The 19,746-nt window shown below is 68.3% G+C and carries 18 protein-coding genes; 16 read left to right on the forward strand and 2 right to left on the reverse strand.

Translation table 11 applies throughout. The annotated features are described in order from the left end of the window. Positions 1-14 precede the first annotated feature (14 nt). From OWC43_RS04495 to OWC43_RS04545, 11 genes are all read left to right on the forward strand, one after another. Entirely contained in the window at positions 15-563 is a 549-nt protein-coding gene (locus tag OWC43_RS04495) for a ubiquinol-cytochrome C chaperone family protein (RefSeq protein WP_393955856.1), read from the forward strand. 1 nt (position 564) lies between these two features. Further along, positions 565-1,080: a YceD family protein gene (locus OWC43_RS04500; protein ID WP_393955857.1), complete on the forward strand. Its 516-nt coding sequence runs from the start codon at positions 565-567 to the stop codon at positions 1,078-1,080. Positions 1,081-1,219: 139 nt separating this feature from the next. Further along, positions 1,220-2,254 (forward strand): phosphate acyltransferase PlsX, encoded by a 1,035-nt coding sequence (gene plsX, locus OWC43_RS04505; RefSeq protein WP_393955858.1) that lies wholly within the window; start codon positions 1,220-1,222, stop codon positions 2,252-2,254. A 51-nt stretch (positions 2,255-2,305) separates the two neighbouring features. Further along, on the forward strand, positions 2,306-3,280 hold the full coding sequence (locus tag OWC43_RS04510) for a beta-ketoacyl-ACP synthase III (RefSeq protein WP_137828799.1): 975 nt from the start codon (positions 2,306-2,308) through the stop codon (positions 3,278-3,280). A gap of 305 nt (positions 3,281-3,585) precedes the next feature. Continuing rightward, a complete protein-coding gene (locus OWC43_RS04515) occupies positions 3,586-3,909 on the forward strand; it encodes an integration host factor subunit alpha (RefSeq protein ID WP_137828800.1) in 324 nt (107 codons plus the stop codon). 91 nt (positions 3,910-4,000) lie between these two features. Beyond that, complete coding sequence (locus tag OWC43_RS04520) at positions 4,001-4,471, forward strand: MerR family transcriptional regulator (protein ID WP_393955859.1); 471 nt, start codon at positions 4,001-4,003, stop codon at positions 4,469-4,471. A 285-nt stretch (positions 4,472-4,756) separates the two neighbouring features. After that, the gene (locus tag OWC43_RS04525) at positions 4,757-5,155 is read left to right on the forward strand and encodes a hypothetical protein (RefSeq protein ID WP_393958489.1); all 399 of its coding nucleotides are present in this window, start codon (positions 4,757-4,759) and stop codon (positions 5,153-5,155) included. A gap of 149 nt (positions 5,156-5,304) precedes the next feature. Continuing rightward, positions 5,305-5,775: a 4-aminobutyrate aminotransferase gene (locus tag OWC43_RS04530; RefSeq protein WP_393958490.1), complete on the forward strand. Its 471-nt coding sequence runs from the start codon at positions 5,305-5,307 to the stop codon at positions 5,773-5,775. 266 nt (positions 5,776-6,041) lie between these two features. Further along, a complete protein-coding gene (locus OWC43_RS04535) occupies positions 6,042-7,994 on the forward strand; it encodes a PrkA family serine protein kinase (RefSeq protein WP_137828802.1) in 1,953 nt (650 codons plus the stop codon). 89 nt (positions 7,995-8,083) lie between these two features. After that, positions 8,084-9,385: a YeaH/YhbH family protein gene (locus OWC43_RS04540; protein WP_393955860.1), complete on the forward strand. Its 1,302-nt coding sequence runs from the start codon at positions 8,084-8,086 to the stop codon at positions 9,383-9,385. A gap of 54 nt (positions 9,386-9,439) precedes the next feature. Then, positions 9,440-11,011, forward strand: a complete 1,572-nt coding sequence (locus OWC43_RS04545; protein ID WP_393955861.1) for a SpoVR family protein — start codon at positions 9,440-9,442, stop codon at positions 11,009-11,011. 150 nt (positions 11,012-11,161) lie between these two features. Here the strand turns inward: OWC43_RS04545 and purN are convergent, their stop codons facing one another. Beyond that, complete coding sequence (purN, locus tag OWC43_RS04550; protein ID WP_393955862.1) at positions 11,162-11,827, reverse strand: phosphoribosylglycinamide formyltransferase; 666 nt, start codon at positions 11,825-11,827, stop codon at positions 11,162-11,164. 180 nt (positions 11,828-12,007) lie between these two features. After that, positions 12,008-13,075, reverse strand: a complete 1,068-nt coding sequence (purM, locus tag OWC43_RS04555; RefSeq protein WP_393958491.1) for a phosphoribosylformylglycinamidine cyclo-ligase — start codon at positions 13,073-13,075, stop codon at positions 12,008-12,010. A 210-nt stretch (positions 13,076-13,285) separates the two neighbouring features. On the opposite strand from purM, the gene OWC43_RS04560 reads away from it, so the two are divergent. From OWC43_RS04560 to ppx, 5 genes are all read left to right on the forward strand, one after another. Beyond that, entirely contained in the window at positions 13,286-14,398 is a 1,113-nt protein-coding gene (locus OWC43_RS04560; RefSeq protein WP_393955863.1) for an AI-2E family transporter, read from the forward strand. A gap of 47 nt (positions 14,399-14,445) precedes the next feature. Continuing rightward, positions 14,446-15,159: a hypothetical protein gene (locus OWC43_RS04565; protein WP_393955864.1), complete on the forward strand. Its 714-nt coding sequence runs from the start codon at positions 14,446-14,448 to the stop codon at positions 15,157-15,159. Continuing rightward, a complete protein-coding gene (locus tag OWC43_RS04570) occupies positions 15,159-15,608 on the forward strand; it encodes a hypothetical protein (RefSeq protein WP_393955865.1) in 450 nt (149 codons plus the stop codon). The genes OWC43_RS04565 and OWC43_RS04570 overlap by 1 nt, the downstream gene beginning before the upstream one ends. Positions 15,609-15,713: 105 nt before the next feature. Further along, complete coding sequence (locus OWC43_RS04575) at positions 15,714-18,080, forward strand: RNA degradosome polyphosphate kinase (protein WP_137829676.1); 2,367 nt, start codon at positions 15,714-15,716, stop codon at positions 18,078-18,080. A gap of 100 nt (positions 18,081-18,180) precedes the next feature. Continuing rightward, a complete protein-coding gene (gene ppx / locus OWC43_RS04580) occupies positions 18,181-19,731 on the forward strand; it encodes an exopolyphosphatase (RefSeq protein ID WP_137829677.1) in 1,551 nt (516 codons plus the stop codon). Positions 19,732-19,746: the final 15 nt, after the last annotated feature.

A 19,746-nucleotide genomic window follows, 5' to 3' on the forward strand; every position in this document is an offset into this window, starting at 1 on the left:
ATCCGGTGGACCGCATGATCGCAGGGTTTTTTCGCCGTGCCGGGGAGCGCCGCCGGACGATCCGAACGCTGCATCAGCGGATCGGCGAGGCGGCGCGCCGGCCCGATCTGTACGAGGCGCTGGGCGTGCCCGACACCGTGGAGGGCCGGTTCGAAGCCCTGAGCCTGCACGTCATCCTCGTGCTGCGTCGCCTCGGGCATTTGCCGCCGCCCGCCGACGACGTCGCGCAGGAGCTGATCGATTCGGTGTTCGTGCAGCTCGACGAGAGCTTGCGCGAACTCGGCGTCGGCGACATGGGCGTGTCGAAGCGCATCAAGAAGCTTGGCGCCTCGTTCTACGCGCGGGCCGGGGCCTACGGCACCGCCCTCGACGAGGGCGACCTGCAGGGTCTGGCCGCAGCCCTCGCCCGCAACGTGCTGGCGAAGGACGAGGCGGACGCCGCCCAGGCGCTCGCGGCCTACGTCGCGGCCAGTGCCGATGCCCTCGCCGGGCAGGATCTCGATGCCCTGCTGACGCAGGGTCCCCGTTTCGCCGCTCCGGCCCGCGCGCCGCAGGAGGCTTGAGATGAATGCCGCCCCGACCGGACCGCTCTCCCGCTGGGTCAATGTCGAGCGCCTGAACAAGGATCGCTCCGAGATCACCGTCGAGGCGAGCCCGGAGGAATGCGCCGTGCTCGCCCGGGACTTCAAGATTCCCGCCATCCGCGACCTCGTCGGGCGCTTCCGCCTCAGTGGCTCGCTCACCCGGCTGCATGTCGGCGGCAGCGTCAAGGCGATCGTGACCCAGGTCTGCACGGTGACGCTGGAGCCGTTCGAGGCGAAGGTGGAGGAAGCGGTCGATGTCGAGTTCACCAATGCCGACATCCTGAACGACACCGATGCCGAGGATGTCGAGCTGCCCGATCCGATCATGAACGGGCGGATCGATTTCGGCGCGCTGACGGCCGAGTTCCTGGCGCTCGGGCTCGATCCCTATCCGCGCAAGCCCGGCGTCGCCTTCGAGCCGGTCAGCGCGGGGGAGGAGCCGCTGCCGTTTGCCGACCTCGCGGCGCTCAAGGACAAGCTCGGCGGAAAGGCGTAATCGCCCATCGCGTCGGAAAATTCTCAGTTTTTGTTTGCCCGGCGGGGCGGCCTCGCTATTTTGCGCGCCGCCGAACCGGGCCCGTCGGGCCCTCTCCGCCCGCATGCAGGACGCCCCGCGGCGTCCGGTCCAGGGAATCATGTCGAACCGCGTTTGCATCTCGCTCGACGCCATGGGCGGCGATCACGGCCCTTCGACCGTCGTGCCCGGTGCGGCCATCGCCCGTGAGCGCCACCCCGAAACCACCTTTCTCATGTTCGGCGACGAGGCGGTCATACGCCCCCTCGTCGAGGCCGAACCCCGCCTGAAAGGGGCGGTGGAGATCCGCCACACCACCGTGTCCATCGCCATGGACGACAAGCCGAGCCAGGCGGTGCGCCAGGGCCGCGGCAAGTCCTCGATGTGGCGGGCGATCCAGGCGGTGCGCGACGGCGAGGCCCAGGCCGCCGTCTCGGCCGGCAATACCGGCGCACTGATGGCGATGTCGAAGATCTGCCTCAAGACCATGGCGGGGATCGAGCGCCCGGCCATCGCCTGCCTGTGGCCGACGGTGCGGGGCGAGAGCGTCGTGCTCGATGTCGGGGCCACGATCGGCACGGATGCCGAGCACCTCGTCGAGATGGCGGTGATGGGCGCGGCCATGGCCCGCATCGTGCTCGATCTCGAGCGTCCGACGGTGGGCCTTCTCAATGTCGGCACCGAGGAGATGAAGGGCAACGAGGCCGTCAAGGAGGCCGCCCGCCTCCTGCGCGAGACGGAGCCCGCCCATTTCCACTATTACGGCTTCGTCGAGGGCACCGATCTCGGGCGCGGCACCACCGACGTCGTCGTGACGGAGGGCTTCACGGGCAACATCGCCCTGAAGACCGCCGAGGGCACCGCCAAGCAGATCGGCAGCTACCTGAAGGCCGCCATGGGCCGGACGCTCTCGGCCAAGATCGGCTACCTGTTCGCGCGCCAGGCCTTCGCGGCCCTGCGCGAGAAGATGAATCCGAGCCGGGCCAATGGTGGTGTGTTCCTCGGGTTGGAAGGCATCGTCATCAAGAGCCATGGCTCGGAAAACGCGCAGGGCTTCGCGTCGGCGGTCGATCTCGCCCACGACATGGCGCGCCACGACCTGATGCGGACGATCCGGGATATGCTGGAGCAGACGCCCGCCGTCGCGCCAGCCTGAGAAAAGATGCGGCTCGGATGAGCCGTCGAGATTGAGGAAGGGACGGATCCGATGGCGCTTCTGCGCTCCGTCGTGGTCGGGTGCGGTGCATACCTGCCCGAGAACGTGGTCACCAACGCGGCCCTCGCCGAGCGGGGGATCGAGACCTCGGACGAGTGGATCGTCCAGCGCACCGGCATTCGCCAGCGCCACATCGCCGGCCCCGACGAGACCACCTCGGTGCTGGGCACCCGCGCGGCTCAGGCCGCCCTCGACGAGGCCGGCCTGTCGCCGGCCGACATCGATCTCGTGCTGTGCGCCACCTCGACGCCCGACCACACCTTCCCTTCGACCGCGACCCAGATCCAGGCAGCGCTCGGGATCGAGGGCGGCTTCGCCTTCGATCTCCAGGCCGTCTGCGCCGGTTTCGTCTACGCGGTCGCCACCGCCGATCGCTTCCTCTCCACCGGTGGGGCCAAGCGCGCGCTGGTCATCGGGGCCGAGACCTTCTCGCGCCTTCTGGACTGGGAAGACCGGACCACCTGCGTTCTGTTCGGCGATGGCGCCGGGGCGATCGTTCTGGAAGCGCGCGAGAACGACGCGTCCGACCGGGGCGTCCTCACCAGTTGCCTGCGCTCGGACGGCCGCCACCGCGCCAAGCTCTACGTCGATGGCGGTCCGGGCTCGACCGGCACCACGGGCAAGCTGCGCATGGAAGGCCGCGAGGTGTTCCGCTTCGCGGTGGGCTCCGTCACCGACGTGATCGAGGAGGCGTTCCGCGCCTCCGGCACCACGGCGGACGATCTGACGTGGTTCGTGCCGCATCAGGCCAACCGCCGGATCATCGAGGCCTCCGCCGACAAGCTCGGCATCGCCCGCGAGAAGGTGGTCCTGACGGTCGATCGCCACGGCAACACCTCGGCCGCCTCGATTCCCCTGGCGCTGGCTGCCGCCCGCCGCGATGGACGCATCCAACAGGGCGACCTCGTGATGATCGAGGCGATCGGCGGCGGGTTCACCTGGGGCGCGGCGCTGATCCGCTGGTAGAGCGGGCGGTTCGGCGGGGGCGCACGGTCGATCCGGCAAGATGTCCGGATCGCCGGGCACGTAGAGCGCGGCCAAGACCGCATGATGGGGTGAGCCTCGGCTTTGGCCGAGGCGTCTCGCGGAGTGAACCGTCCGAGGCGGCGGATACGGCCGCCGGCGGGGGGCGGGACAGAACACGGCATGATCGCTTCGCGCGATCGAGCGCTGTCAAGACGAAGGTTCGGTTGACCCTGGGCGACTCGCCGATTAGCGTGTCCGATCATAGAGATACGCGTTAGGCCGAAACACGGCCGGGAGGGGAGCGCATGGCGGGAAGGACGGTCACACGCGCCGATCTGAGCGAGGCCGTCTACCAGCAGGTCGGCCTCTCCCGCTCCGAATCGGCGGCGCTGGTCGAGACGGTGTTGTCGGAGATCTGCACCTGTCTGTCGCAGGGCGAGACGGTGAAACTCTCCTCTTTCGGTTCCTTCGTCGTTCGCTCGAAGGGCAAGCGGATCGGCCGCAATCCGAAGACCGGCGTCGAGGTCGAGATCGAGCCGCGCCAGGTCATGGTGTTCAAGCCTTCGAACGTGCTCAAGGCACGCATCAATGGCGGGACCGTCAACGGTCACGACACCGACGAGGATTGACCCCTTCGTTGAAGCCCGGTGGTTCGCGCGGGCGCCGCTGCCGACGCGATCCCGCACTCCATTCGATCCAGGCCGTCACAGGGATCCGCCCATGGGGCTTCCGCTCGCATCCGAGGACGACCGCACCGAGAAGCGTCCCGGCGCCTTCCGGACCATCACGGAGGTCTCCGAGGAACTCGGCGTACCCCAGCATGTCCTGCGCTTCTGGGAGAGCCGGTTCAGCCAGATTCGGCCGCTCAAGCGGGCGGGCGGACGGCGCTATTACCGGCCCGACGACGTCGATCTCCTCAAGGGTGTGCGCCGGATCCTGCATGGGCAGGGCTACACCATCCGGGGGGCGCAGCGCATCCTGAAGGAGCACGGCGTCCGCTTCGTCCAAGCGATCGGCCGGGGCGAGGCCGAGCCCGGCCCGCCCCTGCCCCAGGATCGCGACGAGGATGCTACGGTGGGCTTGGTGTCCGGCCGGGCCACGTTGGAGGCGGTCCTGTCGGAATTGCGCTCCTGCCGGGCGCTGCTGGCCGACCTCGACCAAGCCGATCCGGAGCCGCACGAGGCCGTCTAGGGCGCATTGCGACGAAGCGGATCCGGTTCGTCGAAAGGCTGCGCGACTCGACGTGGGCGGATGGCAGGTGCGGGTGCGCTACAACGATCCAAGACATCGCCGGATTCCGGAGGCGTAGGCCTTACCATTCCAGCCCGTGCGCTCGAAACGAGGCGGCTGGCGCCCGGATCAACTCCCTTGTGCGCAAGTTATTGCCGAATCTCGCGGTTTTGTGTCCGCGCGGCCAATGTTGCGCGAACTTTATCGGCACAGGGACGTTGAGGCGCCATGCCCCCACGCGCCCGGATGTCGCCGACCCAGGAACTGATCGCCCGCATGATGCGGATCGTGCGCGCTTGCCCGGAGGCCGCCAACGAGGTGCTGGAGCTGATGTTCCTCGTCAGCCAGATCGAAGCCTCGACCACTGTCGACCGGGACTATCGCGACGCCCGCCGCGTCATCAGTCGCTTGCGGGCGCCCCTTTGGGAAATGGGTCCGGCCGACCGGGAAGCCCTTCTCAAGGCTGCGGAAACGATTCGCCGGGCCTGCGATTTGTCCGACGCTGACATACCCGCGATGCCCGGAGCCGACCTCGGCGAGCGCGCCCGGATCGAGGCCGTGCTGTCCCAGACGCTGGCGGGGGAATTGAGCGCGGCCCAGATCGCCCGCGTGGCGGGTGCCGTCGCCGCCGCGATCCAGCACTGAGCCGGCTCCACCCGAACCTTTGCGTGAGGAGCCTCGACGCAAGCGGCTTCCATTCCCACATGCGCCCTTGCCGATGCAAACCTGCGCCCGCATCGGGCCGGATTCCCCGCATGCCGGATCGGGCGCGGCGCGACGACGAGGAAACGCCGATGATTGCGACGATCTCCGCCCTCCGCCCGGCTCCGGCCGCGACCCGAGCCCTCGTGCTCGTGGCATCGCTCGGCCTTGCCGGAGCCGCCGCGGCGCAGACCACCGTGACCCGCAGCGAGACGGTCCAGGCCGGCAAGGGGGCCCGCCTCGTGATCGTGCCGAACCTCAAGAAGGATTGCTCGACCGGGCCCATGCCGGAGATTCGCGTGACGACGCCACCGAAATTCGGCTCGCTCATCACCAAGGGCGGCAAGCTGAAGACCCCGGCCAAGTACCGTTGTCCGAACAAGGACGCCGAGGCCCAGGCGATCTTCTACCAGGCGAATGCTGGCTATACCGGCCCCGATACGGTCGTGGTCGAGGTCAAGAACTCCGACGGCGAGATCGAGAAGCGGGATATCCGCATCACCGTCGAATCCAGCAAGGGCGACGACAAGGCCAAGGACAAGAAGGACACCACCGACCTGTGAGGTGATCCTGCCCACGTCCCGTGACGTGGCGCATGCTGCAGCGCGAAAAGCCGGCGGTCTCCGCCGGCCCGACAGGCATGGTTTGAGGGGTGCCGGCGGCGATCACGGACAGGCTCGTCGGCTGCTAACTCGTAGCCTGGGTTAGAGTGTGACCCGTTTGCGACGCTGGCCTCTACGCATATTCGCGCTGCGACAAAACCCGCAATGTCAGTTGCATCCGAGGCGAGACAGGATGAAGCTGTCATCAGCCTGAAGGGGGTGTTCGAATGCCGCTGCACTCGACGAACGACCTGTTCCAGAGCTTCGCGCGCGGCTACGAAGCGCGCCGCGACACGGAGATGACCCTCTCCGAATATCTCGAGGCGTGCCGCGACAATCCGCTGATGTATGCCTCCGCCGCCGAGCGCATCCTCGATGCGATCGGCAAGCCGGAGATGGTGGACACCGCCAAGGACGCGCGCCTCGGCCGCGTGTTCATGAACCGCACGATCCGGGTCTACCCGGCCTTCTCCGAGTTCTACGGGATGGAGGAGACGATCGAGCGGATCGTCTCGTTCTTCCGCCACGCCGCCCAAGGGTTGGAGGAGCGCAAGCAGATCCTCTACCTGCTGGGCCCCGTCGGCGGCGGCAAATCCTCCCTCGCGGAGCGCCTCAAGGCCCTGATGGAGGTCCATCCGGTCTACGTGCTCAAGGCCGGCGACGAGGTCTCGCCCGTCTTCGAGAGCCCGCTCGGTCTGTTCGATCCCGAGGTCATGGGCCGCGAGATCGAGGAACGCTTCGGCATTCCGCGCCGCCGCCTCACCGGCCTGATGAGCCCTTGGGCCCTCAAGCGGCTCGACGAGTTCGACGGCGACATCTCCCGCTTCAAGGTGATCAAGGTGCGGCCCTCGCGCCTGCGCCAGATCGCCATCGCCAAGACCGAGCCGGGCGACGAGAACAATCAGGACATCTCGTCCCTCGTCGGCAAGGTCGACATCCGGCGCCTCGAGACCCTCTCCCAGGCCGATCCCGATGCCTATTCCTATTCGGGCGGCCTCAACCGGGCGAACCAGGGCGTTCTCGAATTCGTCGAGATGTTCAAGGCGCCGATCAAGATGCTCCACCCGCTGCTCACGGCGACGCAGGAGGGCAACTATGTCGGCACCGAGAATATCGGCGCGATCCCCTTCACCGGCGTGATCCTGGCCCACTCGAACGAGGCCGAATGGCAATCGTTCAAGACCAACAAGAACAACGAAGCCTTCATCGACCGGATCTACGTCATCAAGGTGCCCTACTGCCTTCGCGTCACGGAGGAGCAGCGCATCTACGAGAAGCTGATCTCGAGCTCCGAACTGTCGCAGGCGGCCTGCGCCCCTGGGACGCTGGAAATGCTGGCGCGCTTCTCCGTTCTCTCGCGTCTGCGGGAGCACGCCAATTCCAACCTGTTCTCGAAGATGCGCGTCTATGACGGGGAGTCGCTCCGCGAGGTCGATCCCCGCGCCCGTTCGATGCAGGAATACAAGGACACGGGCGGTGTCGACGAGGGCATGGACGGGATCTCGACCCGCTTCGCCTTCAAGGTGCTGGCCGCGACCTTCAACCACGACACCACCGAGGTCTCGGCCGATCCGGTGCATCTCATGTACGTGCTGGAGCAGGCAATCCGGCGCGAACAGCTGCCGCCGGAAACCGAGAAGCGGTACATGGAGTTCATCAAGACGGAACTCGCCCCGCGCTACGCCGAGTTCATCGGTCACGAGATCCAGAAGGCCTATCTCGAATCGTATCACGATTACGGCCAGAACCTGTTCGATCGCTACATCGACTACGCCGACGCCTGGATCGAGGATCAGGATTTCAAGGACGCGGAAACCGGGCAGCTGCTCAACCGCGAACTCCTGAACCAAGAGCTGACCAAGATCGAGAAGCCCGCCGGAATCGCCAATCCGAAGGATTTCCGGAACGAGGTGGTGAAGTTCGCTCTGCGCTCCAGGGCGCAGCACGGCGGCCGGAACCCGTCGTGGACCTCCTACGAAAAGCTGCGCGAGGTGATCGAGCGGCGGATGTTCTCCCAGGTCGAGGAGCTGCTGCCCGTCATCTCCTTCGGCTCCAAGAAGGACAGCGAGACCGAGAAGAAGCACGGCGAGTTCGTCGACCGGATGACCGACCGGGGCTACACCGAGCGTCAGGTTCGGCGTCTCGTGGAATGGTACATGCGGGTGAAACAGGCGGGGTGAGGCGGGCCGCCCCATCTCACGCATCCGCCGCACTCCCGCACCTTTGTCCTTGAACCAGGGACGTGACACCAGGCGCTGAGCGACACCGGATGCACATCGTCGATCGTCGGCTCAATCCAGGCGGAAAGAGCCTCCCGAACCGCCAGCGCTTCCTGCGCCGGGTGAAGGACGTCGCCCAGCGGGCGGTGCGCGAATCCGCCCGCGAGAAGGATATCAAGGATCTCGGGAAGGACGGGCGCATCACCGTGCCGGGCGACGGCGTGCGCGAACCGCGCTTCTCGCGCCAGCCCGGCACGGGCCATCAGGACTACATCCTGCCGGGCAACAAGACCTACGTGGAGGGCGACCGCATCGAGCGTCCGCCCGGCGGCGGCGGAGGGGGCGGCGGCGCGGGGGAAGGCGGCGACGGGTCGGAGAACAGCGAGGATGCCTTCCACTTCGTGCTGACGCGGGAGGAGTTCCTCGACCTCTTCCTCGAGGATCTCGAACTGCCCGATCTCGCCAAGCGGCGTCTCGCCATCGTCGAGACGGAGGGACTGCGCCGGGCCGGCTACACCGTCTCCGGGTCGCCCGCGAACTTGGCGCTCTCGCGCACCCTGCGCAATTCGATGTCCCGGCGCATCGCCCTCAAGCGGCCGAAGCTCGAAGAAGTCACCGCCCTGGAGGAAGAGGTCGCGAAGGCCCGCGAAACGGGCGATCCGGCCCTGCCCGATCTGCTGGTGAAGCTGGAGGCCTTGCGCGAGCGCTCCAAGCGCATCCCCTACGTCGATCCGATCGACCTGCGGTTCCGCCGCTTCGAGCCCTATCCGAAGCCGATCGCCCAGGCCGTCATGTTCTGCCTGATGGATGTCTCGGGCTCGATGACCGAGCACATGAAGGATCTGGCGAAGCGGTTCTACATCCTGCTGCACATCTTCCTGACGCGCCGCTACAAGCATGTCGAGATCGTCTTCATCCGCCACACCGACCGGGCGACGGAGGTGGACGAGGAGACGTTCTTCGGCTCCCGCGAGACGGGCGGCACCCTGGTCTCCTCTGCCCTGGTGGAGATGAAGCGGATCGTGGCCGAGCGCTACTCGCCGGACGACTGGAACATCTACGCCGCCCAAGCTTCGGACGGCGACAACGTCTCCTCCGACGGGCCGACCTCGACGGAATTGCTGCGGGCCCACATCCTGCCGGCCTGCCAGCACTTCGCCTATCTCGAGGTCGGCGACGAGAACGGCCCGCGCGCCGGCTTCGTCGAGCACCGCACCACCCTGTGGCGGACCTACGAGGCCCTGGCCAAGGCGGGCGAGCCGCTCGCCATGCGGAAGGTGAATCACCGCCGCGACATCTACCCTGTCTTCCGCGAACTGTTCGGCCGCAAGGACGCGAAGGCGGAAGCGTGAGCTATGTCCCCTCCCCTTGCGGGGAGGGACGAACGCGTCGAGGAAAGGGCCGACATGGTCGCGAGCCTGAGCCGCACGAAATCCGCCGCCCCTCAGCCGGGCGAGCTGCTGTTCACCGGCAATGACTGGGACTTCCACACCATCCGGCGCATCCACGACGCCTGCGAAGCGGTGGCGGGACCGGAACTCGGCCTGTCCTGGTATCCGAACCAGATCGAGATCATCACCGCCGAGCAGATGCTCGACGCCTATGCCTCGATCGGCATGCCGCTGTTCTACAAGCACTGGTCATTCGGCAAGCACTTCGCCCAGCAGGAGGCGAGCTACCGGCGCGGCCTGATGGGGCTCGCCTACGAGATCGTCATCAACTCCGATCCGTGCATCTCCTACGTCATGGAGGAGAACACGGCGACGATGCAGACGCTGGTGATCGCGCACGCCGCCTTCGGCCATAACCACTTCTTCAAGAACAACTACTTGTTCAAGCAGTGGACCGACGCCGAGGGCATCCTCGACTATCTCGATTTCGCCAAGAGCTACATCGCCCGTTGCGAGGAGCGCTACGGCCACGGGGCCGTCGAGCAGGTGCTCGACGCCGCGCATGCCCTGATGAGCCAGGGCGTCCACCGCTATCCCCGCAAGAAGCGCCCGGACCTCGCCAGCGAGCAGCGCCGCGAGCGCGAGCGCGAGGAGCACGGCGAGCAGATCTACAACGACCTCTGGCGCACGCTGCCGGCCAAGACCGGCGCGGCCAAGGGCGACCCGGCCCTGGAGCGGCGCAAGGCGCTGCTCGAGCTGCCGCAGGAGAACATCCTCTATTTCCTGGAGAAGGTCGCCCCGCGCCTGCGGCCGTGGCAGCGCGAGATCCTGCGGATCGTTCGGCTGGTGGCACAGTATTTCTACCCGCAGCGCCAGACCAAGGTCATGAACGAGGGCTGCGCCACCTATTGCCACTACCGGATCATGAACGCGCTCTCGCAGAAGGGGCAGCTCAGCGAGGCGGCCTATCTCGAGTTCCTGACCTCGCACACCAACGTCATCCGTCAGCCGAACTTCGACGACCGCTCCTTCGGCGGCCACAATCCGTATGCGTTGGGCTTCGCGATGATGCAGGACATCGCCCGCATCGTGGAGAACCCGTCGGACGAGGATCGCGACTGGTTCCCCGACATCGCCGGCACGGGCGATGCCATGTCGGTGCTGCGCGATTGCTGGGAGAATTACCGCGACGAGAGCTTCATCGCGCAATTCCTCTCGCCCAAGCTCATGCGCGACATGCGCTTGTTCCACGTGGTGGACGACCCCGACGAGCCGGAGATGCGGGTCGAGGCGATCCACGACGAGCGCGGCTACCGCAAGATGCGCCGCTCCTTCGCCCGGCAATACGACGTGGCGTGGCTCGATCCCGATATCGAGGTGGTGGACGTCGATCTGGAGGGCGACCGCAAGCTCATCCTCCACCACAAGGCGCTCAACCGCATCACCCTGCAAAAGGAGGACGCACGGCGCGTGCTCCAGCACCTCGCCGACCTATGGGGCTACGACGCGGTGCTCAAGGAGGTCGACCCGGCGAGCGGCGCGGTGCTCGTGGAGCACAACGCGAGCGCGCGGCCGATCTTTTTCTAGGACATCTCCCTTCACACCCCCTCATCCTAAGGTGATGAGCGTCAGCTCAGCCTCGAAGGAGGGCTCCAGCTCGCGATGCGATCCCTGGAGCCCCCCTTCGAGGCCGCTGCGCGGCAACTCAGGATGAGGGCCCTGGTGGGAGTGGCGTCGTCAGAGCGAGAGCAGCGCAGCGCTCGCGTCGCGCGCGGCCTCCGCGAGGCGCACACGGCCGCCATCCAGAACAGCCCCTCCCCCCGCGATCAGGGCGAGCGCCGCCGGGTAGAGCCGGTGTTCCTGCACGATGACGCGGGCGGCCAGCGTGTCCGCGTCGTCGCCGGGCAGAACCGGCACCGCCGCCTGGGCGACGATCGGCCCGGCATCGAGCTCCGGCACGACGTAGTGGACGGTGCAGCCATGGAGCCGCACGCCGGCTTCGAGGGCGCGCTCGTGCGTATGCGTGCCCTTGAACAGCGGCAGCAGCGAGGGGTGGATGTTGATCATCCGCCCGGCCCAAGACTCGACGAAGGCGTCGGTGAGGATGCGCATGAAGCCCGCAAGCACGATCAGCTCGATGCCGGCAGCCTCCAGCTCCCGTTGCAGGGCGGCATCGAAACCCGCGCGATCGGGATAGGCCTTGTGGTCGATGGCACGCGCCGGGATGCCGGCTTCCCGGGCACGGTCGAGACCGGCGGCATCGGGGCGGTTCGACAGGACGAGCACGATCTCGGCCGGGTAGTCCGAAGCGCGGGCCGCCTCGATCAACGAGACCATGTTGGAGCCGCGGCCGGAGATCAGGATCGCGACGCGTTTCCGTGTGTTCTGGGTTTGGGCGGACATGGGCGTTCCGGGCAATCTCCGGTCATCCCATCATTCCCCCTCATCCTGAGGTGCCGCGTCAGCGGCCTCAACGGCGGGATCCAGGAATCGCGGGACTCTTGGAGCCCTCCTTCGAGGCCTCCGCTTCGCTACGGCACCTCAGGACGAGGTGAGTGGATGGGAGCAGGCGGCCTTGCGCGGCTACAGCGCCAACCGCCCCGTGAACGTCACCGGCTCCGCCCCCCGCTCGGTGATCCGTCCGAGACGCACCGGCGCCTCGCCGGCTTCCGCGAGCGCGGCGGCGACGGCATCGGCCGCATCGGCGGCGGCGACCACCACCATGCCGATCCCGCAATTGAAGGTCCGCAGCATCTCCGGCTCGGCGACGCCCCCCTCTCGTGCCAGCCAGCCGAAAACCGGCGGCACGGAGATCGCGGACAGATCGACCTCGATGCCGACGCCCTCGGGCAGGACGCGGGGCAGGTTGTCGGGGAAGCCGCCGCCGGTGATGTGAGCGAGGGCGCGGATGCCGCCCGCGCGCTTCAGGGCGGCCAGCAGCGGCTTCACGTAGATCCGCGTCGGCTCCAGCAGAGCCTCTCCCAGCGAGCGGCCCGGCGCGAACGGCGCGTCGGCATCGTAGGAGAGGCCGGTCCTGGCTACGATCCGGCGCACCAGCGAGAAACCGTTGGAATGGACGCCGGACGACGGCAGTCCCAGCACCGCATCACCCGGCAGGATGCCCGGCCGCGGCAGCAGCGTGCCGCGCTCGGCCGCGCCCACCGAGAAGCCGGCGAGGTCGTAATCGGAGCCGTCGTAGAGGCCCGGCATCTCAGCGGTCTCACCGCCGATCAGTGCGCAGCCCGCCTGTCGGCAGCCCTCGGCGATGCCGCGCACGATGTCGGCGCCGACGCCCGGAACGAGCTTGCCGGTGGCGTAATAGTCGAGGAAGAACAGCGGCTCGGCGCCCTGGACGATGATGTCGTTGACGCACATCGCCACGAGGTCGATGCCGATCGTGGCGTGTCGCCCGGTCTCGATGGCGATCTTCACCTTGGTGCCGACGCCGTCATTGGCGGCGACCAGGATCGGATCCTTGAAGCCCGCGGCCTTGAGATCGAACAGGCCGCCGAAGCCGCCGATCTCCGCATCCGCCCCCGGCCGGCGCGTGGCGCGCACCAGCGGCTTGATGGTCTCCACGAGCGCGTTGCCCGCGTCGATATCGACGCCGGCCTGCGCGTAGGTGAGCCCGTTCCCGTCCTGCGCCGTCATCGCCGTCCCGTCGCACATCCACGATTCATGGACATGCGCTGCCACATCGCGGCGCGAATGGCCACTACCGCGCGCGCAAAGCACCGCATTCGGGCACAGCATCCTGCACCGGATCCGACATCGACCGGATGTGGCCAGGACGCGGCGCCTTGACCCACAGGGCCACGCTTCCCACACTTCTGCCACGGCGACGAGACGTAGGGAGCCTCGATGCGCGCACGGGCCATCATCGGGCTTTCGATTCTCGCGGTCCTCATCTTCCTGCTCTACGAGCTGCGCGAGGTGATGCTGCCCTTCGTGGCGGGGCTCGCGCTCGCCTACCTGCTCGATCCCCTCGCCGATCGGCTGGAGCGGCTCGGCCTCGGGCGGCTCGCCGCCACGCTCATCATCCTGGCGGGTTTCGTCGTCGGCTTCGTGGTGCTGCTCATCCTCGTGGTGCCGCTCGCCGCGGGACAGATCGCGGCCCTCGTCAACACCCTGCCGGGCACCGTCTCGCGGCTGCAATCGATCCTGGTCGAGAGGGCCGGGCCGCTGCTGGAGCGGCTCGGCGGCAAGGAGGTGGTGGGCGAGCTGCAATCCTCCGTCGGCACGCTGGTCGGCCAGGGCGGGACATGGTTCCTCGCCTTCCTCAAGTCGCTCTGGACCGGCAGCCAAGCTCTGGTCTCGATCGCCTCGCTCCTCGTCGTCACGCCGGTCGTCGCCTTCTACCTGCTGCACGACTGGGATCGGATGATCGCAGCGCTGGACCGCTGGGTGCCGCCGCGCCACCGCCCGACGGTGCGACGGCTCGCCGGCGAGATCGACGGCGCCGTGACCGGCTTCGTGCGCGGGCAGAGCCTCGTCTGCCTGATCCTCGGCTCGTTCTACGCCATCGGCCTGTTCTTCGTCGGGCTGAACTTCGGCGTCCTGATCGGGATGATCTCGGGCTTCCTCACCTTCATCCCCTATGTCGGCACGCTCACCGGCTTCATGCTGTCGGTCGGCGTCGCCCTGGCGCAATGGTGGCCGACCGGCGACTGGCTGCATATCGGGCTGACCGTCGGCGTGTTCGTCATCGGCCAATTCCTCGAGGGCAACGTCATCTCGCCGAAGCTCGTCGGCGACTCGGTCGGCCTGCATCCGGTCTGGCTGATGTTCGCGCTGCTCGCCTTCGGCTCGCTGTTCGGCTTCCTCGGCCTGCTGCTCGCCGTGCCGGTCGCCGCCTCCCTCGGCGTGCTCGTCCGCTTCGGCATCGAGCGTTACCTGGAGAGCCGTCTCTATCGCGGCGACGGGCCGGTGCTGATCGGCGAGACCGAGGCCGCCCGTCTGCCGATCCGCGATTGACAGGTCCGTCACTCGGCGTGCGGCCCGGCGCGCTATATGCTGTCCCCATGCGCGATACCGCCCCCCCGAAGCAGCTGACCTTCGACCTGCCGCTCGACCCGCGCTACGGCGCGGAGGATTTTCTGGTCAGCCCCTCGAACGAGGAGGCCTACGGCCTGATCGAGGCGTGGCCGGACTGGCCGGACACTGTGTTCCTGCTCAAGGGCCCACCGGGCAGCGGCAAGAGTCATCTCGCCTCGATCTGGGCGAGCCGGGCCCAGGCCTGGACCGTGACCGCCGCGTCGGTCGGGAGCGGCGACGTGGCCCACCTGATCTCCAACGGCGCCCTGGTGGTCGAGGACGTGGACCGGGCGGAGGGCCGCGACGAGGCCGCCCTGTTCCACCTGCTCAATCTGGCCCGCGAGCGGCGCTTCCCCGTGCTCCTCACCGCCTCCGGGCCCGTGGACGGCTTCGGACTCAAGGTCGCGGATCTGCGCTCGCGCCTGCGGCTCGCACCGGGTGCCGAGATCGGTCCGCCGGACGACGCGCTGCTCAAGGCGGTGATCGTCAAGCTGTTCGTCGATCGTCAGCTCGTGGTCGATCTGTCCGTGGTCGAGGCCCTGGCGCTTCGCATCGACCGTTCGCTGGCCCGCGCCCGCGAGGTGGTGGCCGAGCTCGATCGCGACGCCCTCGGCCGTCGGCGCCGCATCTCGAAGCCGCTCGCGCTCGCCGTACTGGACCGGATCGGCGGCGAGCCCGCGATGGAGGAGGACGGGCCGTGATGCGGCGTGCGGCGCACCTGCTGCTCGCGCTCCTGGCCTTCGGGCCGGCAACCGCGCGAGCGGCTCCGGGGGGTGTGCCGCCCGGCGGCATCGACAATTGGTCCGACCTGCGGAACCTGTTCGTGCGATGCTGGACGGTCCCGAAAGGAACCGAAGGCTCGCTGATCGCCTTCCAGTTCCTGCTGGCCCCCGATGGCGGCATGCGGGGTCCACCTCGCGTGGTCGGCAAGCGCCTGACCGGGGATGCGGATGCGCAGAAACGCTTCTCGGACGCGGCCTACGCGCCGTTCTCGCGCTGCCTGCCCGCGCCGCTGACGCCGGGGTTCAAGGCGTTGCTCGGCGAGACGCTGATCCATCTGAGCTACGTCAACGGCCCCCGCATCAAGGCCCGCAATCTCGGCGCAGCCATGACGATCTTCGCCGAGGAGGCGCGACGCGAGGCGGAATAGGCCGCGCCGGTCAGTCCGGCCGCCGCCGTCACGAAACTGTCAAACAAGCGCGGGCCGCTCATGCTACGGAGCCGGCCGCGATCGAAACGGAGAGGAGCCCGCGCGTTGTCGGAAGCCGAGACGGACGGTCTGGTGCAGGACGCCGAGGCGCTGGAGGCCGAAGAGACCAGCCTCGCCACGGAGAGGGGCGTTCGCAGCGAGACGGCGCGCGCCCGCACGGCGCGGGCCGCGCGCATCATTGCCGCCGAGAAGGCCGCCGAGAAGCCCCCGGAGCCGGAAGCCGGCACCGATCCCACGGCGACCGTGGCCGCCCGCGAACCGGTGATCGAGGCGGGCCGCGCCCTGCGGCACTCGCCCGAGCGCTTCGTCAACCGCGAGCTGTCCTGGCTGCAATTCAACCGCCGGGTTCTGGAAGAGGCCTCCAACCCCAACCATCCGCTGCTGGAGCAGCTGCGCTTCCTCTCGATCTCGGCCAACAACCTCGACGAGTTCTTCATGGTGCGCGTCGCCGGCCTGCATGATCAGGTTCGCGCCGGCCTCACCGTGCCCTCGCAGGACGGGCTCTCCCCCGCCGAGCAGCTCGTGCGGATCGGCAACGAGGTGTCGCGGCTGGCCCTCGACCAGCAGGAACGCTGGCGCCAGCTGCGCGCGGAGCTGAACGTCAACGGCATCCACCTCGCCGAGCCGGCGGAGCTGTCGGCCGAACTCCTCGCCTGGCTCGAAGACTACTTCCTGGCCCATGTCTTCCCGGTGCTGACGCCGCTGGCCATCGACCCGGCCCACCCGTTCCCCTTCATCCCCAATCTCGGCTCGACCATCGCCTTCATGCTGGTGCGCCCCCGCGACGGGCGGACCTTGCGGGCGCTGATCCGCATGCCGGCGGTGCTCGACCGATTCGTCCGCCTGCCCGATCAGGACGGCGACGCGACGGCGCGCTTCATCGCCATCGAGCAGGTGATCGTGAAGTTCGCCGCGCGCCTGTTCCCCGGCTACACCCTGAAGGCGCAGGGCGCCTTCCGCGTCGTGCGCGATTCCGACCTCGAGATCGAGGAAGAGGCCGAGGACCTCGTCCTGCACTTCGAATCGGCGATCAAGCGCCGCCGCCGCGGCGTGGTGATCCGCCTCGAAGTCGAGGCCGGCATGACCGAGGAGCTGCGCGCCTTCGTGGCCGACGAGCTGGAGATTGCCCCCGACGCGATCTTCCTCGTGGAGGGGACGCTGGCGCTCAACGAGCTGTCGCAGATCGTCGGGATCGACCGGCCGGACCTGAAGTTCAAGCCCTACAATCCGCGCTTCCCCGAGCGCATCCGCGAGTCCGGCGGCGACGTGTTCGCCGCGATCCGCCAGAAGGATTTCTGCGTCCACCACCCCTACGAGTCGTTCGATTCGGTGGTGCAGTTCCTCTACCAGGCCGCCCGCGATCCGAACGTGGTGGCGATCAAGCAGACTCTCTACCGCACCTCCTCGAACTCACCGATCGTCGCGGCTTTGGCCGAGGCGGCGGAGGCCGGCAAATCGGTGACCGCCCTGGTCGAGCTGAAGGCCCGCTTCGACGAGGAGGCCAATATCCGCTGGGCGCGCAATCTCGAGAAGGCGGGCGCGCAGGTCGTGTTCGGCTTCGTCGAGCTGAAGACCCATGCCAAGCTGTCGATGGTGGTGCGCCGCGAGGGCGACCGGCTCGTCACCTACTGCCATGTCGGCACCGGCAATTATCACCCGATCACCGCACGCATCTACACGGACCTGTCCTTCTTCACCGCCGATCCGGCGATCGGCCGGGACGTGTCGCGCATCTTCAACTTCGTCACCGGCTATGCCGAGCCGGCCGAACTGGAGCGCATGGCGGTCTCGCCGCTGACGCTCAAGCCGCGCCTGCTCCAGCACATCGAGGAAGAGATCGCCCACGCCAAGGCCGGGCGACCGGCGGCGATCTGGATCAAGTGCAACTCGCTGGTCGACAGCCAGATCATCGACGCGCTCTACGACGCCAGCCAGGAAGGCGTGCAGATCGATTGCGTGGTGCGGGGCATCTGCTGCCTGCGCCCCGGCATCCCCGGCCTCTCCGAGACGATCCGGGTGAAATCCATCGTCGGGCGCTTCCTCGAGCACGGACGCGTCTACGCCTTCGGCAACGGCGCCGGGCTGCCGCATCCGAAGGCGACCGTCTACATCTCGTCGGCCGATCTGATGAGCCGCAACCTCGACCGCCGCGTCGAGGCCTTGCTGCCGATCACCAATCCGACTGTGCATCAGCAGGTGTTGGACCAGATCATGCTGGCCAACCTCCTCGACAACCGGCAGAGCTGGCGTGTACTGGCCTCAGGTGCCTGCGAGCGGATCGGCCCTGCCGAAGGGGAAGAGCCGTTCAACGCGCACAAGTATTTCATGACGAATCCGAGCCTGTCCGGGCGCGGCAAGTCGTCGAAGAAGTCGAGCCCGCGGGCGCTCAGCCGCCGCGCACATCGCTCGTGACCGACAGGCTCCGTGCCGGAGCAACCACGCCCCGGCGCGTCACCATCGACGAGCGCGCCGCCGGGCTCGCCCCGGGGTGCCTCCCTGGCAAGGGGATCGCATGGGTCCGCCCCGTTCGCACCTGACGCTCGCCCACGATGCCGAACGGCCGGGGCCCATGACGAGCACCATGACCGCACCCGTCGCGATCATCGATATCGGCTCGAACTCCGTGCGGCTCGTCGCCTATGACGGGCTGCAGCGGGCCCCGACGCCGCTCTACAACGAGAAGGTCCTGTGCGGCCTCGGCCGCGCGGTCTTCTCCACCGGGCGGCTCAACGACGAGTCGGTGCAGCGGGCGCTCACCGCCCTTCGGCGCTTCCGCGTCCTGTGCGACACCATGCGGATCACGCGCATCTTCGTGCTCGCCACGGCGGCGGCCCGCGACGCCGCCAACGGTCCGGCCTTTCTCGACGCGGCCCGCGCCGCGCTCGGGCAGGAGATCCAGCTCCTGTCGGGCCGACGCGAGGCGGAATTGTCGGCGCTCGGCGTCGTCTCCGGCTTCTACGCCCCGGACGGCGTGGTGGGCGATCTCGGCGGCGGCTCGCTCGAACTCGTCGATGTCCACGGCGTCACCGTCGGCTTGGGCGTGACCATGCCGCTCGGCGGGCTGGCGCTCCAGGACCTGTCCGAGAACTCCCCCAAGAAGGCGCGGAAGATCGCCCGCGACCACCTGCGAAAGGCCGAGCCTCAGCTGGAGACTCTGCGCGGCCGCACCTTCTACGCCGTCGGCGGCACGTGGCGGGCTCTGGCGCGGCTGCATCAGGCGGCGCGCGGCTACCCGCTCCACGTCATGCACGGCTACACCGTCGAGCCGTCCGACGAGTTGAGCTTCCTCGAAATGGTCGAGACGACCGATACGGCGACGCTCCAGGAAGTCGAGACCATCTCCGAGGCGCGCCGGCCGCTGCTGGCCTACGGTGCCGTGGTGCTGGAGGAGATCATCCGCCTGGGCCGGCCCCGCGAGATCGCGATCTCGGCGGGCGGCGTGCGCGAGGGACTCCTGTTCGAGCAACTCGACCGCGAGGCCCGGGCCCTCGATCCGCTGATCGTCTCGGCCCAGGAACTGAACGACCAGCGCGCCCGCTCTCCCGGCCACGGCGAGGAGCTGCGCGCCTGGACCGACCGCTTCGTCGAGACCCTCGACGGGCCGGAGACTGCGGGGGAGCGCCGCCTGCGCCACGCCGCCTGCCTGTTGTCGGATATCGGCTGGCGCGCCCATCCCGATTATCGCGGCGAGCAGAGCCTCAACGTCATCGCCAACGCCGCCTTCACCGGCATCGACCATCCGGGACGGGCCTACCTCGCCCTCTCCGGCTACTTCCGCCACGAGGGCGTCGCCCCGGAAAAGGCGAGCCCGATGCTGCGCGGGCTTGCCGGGCCGCGCCTCTTCGACCGCGCCCGGCTGATCGGTGCGCTCCTGCGGGTCGCCTTCCCGGTCTCGGCCGGCATGGCCGGTCCCCTCGCGCGGATGCCGGTGGCAGTGGAGGACGGGAAGGTCGTCCTGCGGCTGCCGCGCGAATGGGAGGCCTTGAACGGCGAGCGCCTTCTCAACCGCGTCCGCGGCCTCGGCCGGGTGATCGGTCTCGACGGACGCATCGACGTCGCCTGACGGATCCCGGCCCGG

Source organism: Methylorubrum sp. POS3 (assembly GCF_043352485.1).
GTDB lineage: Bacteria > Pseudomonadota > Alphaproteobacteria > Rhizobiales > Beijerinckiaceae > Methylobacterium > Methylobacterium suomiense.

Coding starts and splice junctions, on each gene's coding strand:
- OWC43_RS04540 (WP_393955860.1), top strand. CDS start 8,084: ATGCACATCGTCGATCGTCGGCTCAATCCAGGCGGAAAGAGCCTCCCG.
- OWC43_RS04525 (WP_393958489.1), top strand. CDS start 4,757: ATGTCGCCGACCCAGGAACTGATCGCCCGCATGATGCGGATCGTGCGC.
- OWC43_RS04515 (WP_137828800.1), top strand. CDS start 3,586: ATGGCGGGAAGGACGGTCACACGCGCCGATCTGAGCGAGGCCGTCTAC.
- OWC43_RS04495 (WP_393955856.1), top strand. CDS start 15: ATGATCGCAGGGTTTTTTCGCCGTGCCGGGGAGCGCCGCCGGACGATC.
- OWC43_RS04560 (WP_393955863.1), top strand. CDS start 13,286: ATGCGCGCACGGGCCATCATCGGGCTTTCGATTCTCGCGGTCCTCATC.
- purM (WP_393958491.1), bottom strand. CDS start 13,075: ATGACGGCGCAGGACGGGAACGGGCTCACCTACGCGCAGGCCGGCGTC.
- OWC43_RS04530 (WP_393958490.1), top strand. CDS start 5,305: ATGATTGCGACGATCTCCGCCCTCCGCCCGGCTCCGGCCGCGACCCGA.
- OWC43_RS04570 (WP_393955865.1), top strand. CDS start 15,159: ATGCGGCGTGCGGCGCACCTGCTGCTCGCGCTCCTGGCCTTCGGGCCG.
- OWC43_RS04535 (WP_137828802.1), top strand. CDS start 6,042: ATGCCGCTGCACTCGACGAACGACCTGTTCCAGAGCTTCGCGCGCGGC.
- plsX (WP_393955858.1), top strand. CDS start 1,220: ATGTCGAACCGCGTTTGCATCTCGCTCGACGCCATGGGCGGCGATCAC.
- OWC43_RS04500 (WP_393955857.1), top strand. CDS start 565: ATGAATGCCGCCCCGACCGGACCGCTCTCCCGCTGGGTCAATGTCGAG.
- OWC43_RS04565 (WP_393955864.1), top strand. CDS start 14,446: ATGCGCGATACCGCCCCCCCGAAGCAGCTGACCTTCGACCTGCCGCTC.
- OWC43_RS04510 (WP_137828799.1), top strand. CDS start 2,306: ATGGCGCTTCTGCGCTCCGTCGTGGTCGGGTGCGGTGCATACCTGCCC.
- purN (WP_393955862.1), bottom strand. CDS start 11,827: ATGTCCGCCCAAACCCAGAACACACGGAAACGCGTCGCGATCCTGATC.
- OWC43_RS04545 (WP_393955861.1), top strand. CDS start 9,440: ATGGTCGCGAGCCTGAGCCGCACGAAATCCGCCGCCCCTCAGCCGGGC.
- OWC43_RS04520 (WP_393955859.1), top strand. CDS start 4,001: ATGGGGCTTCCGCTCGCATCCGAGGACGACCGCACCGAGAAGCGTCCC.
- ppx (WP_137829677.1), top strand. CDS start 18,181: ATGGGTCCGCCCCGTTCGCACCTGACGCTCGCCCACGATGCCGAACGG.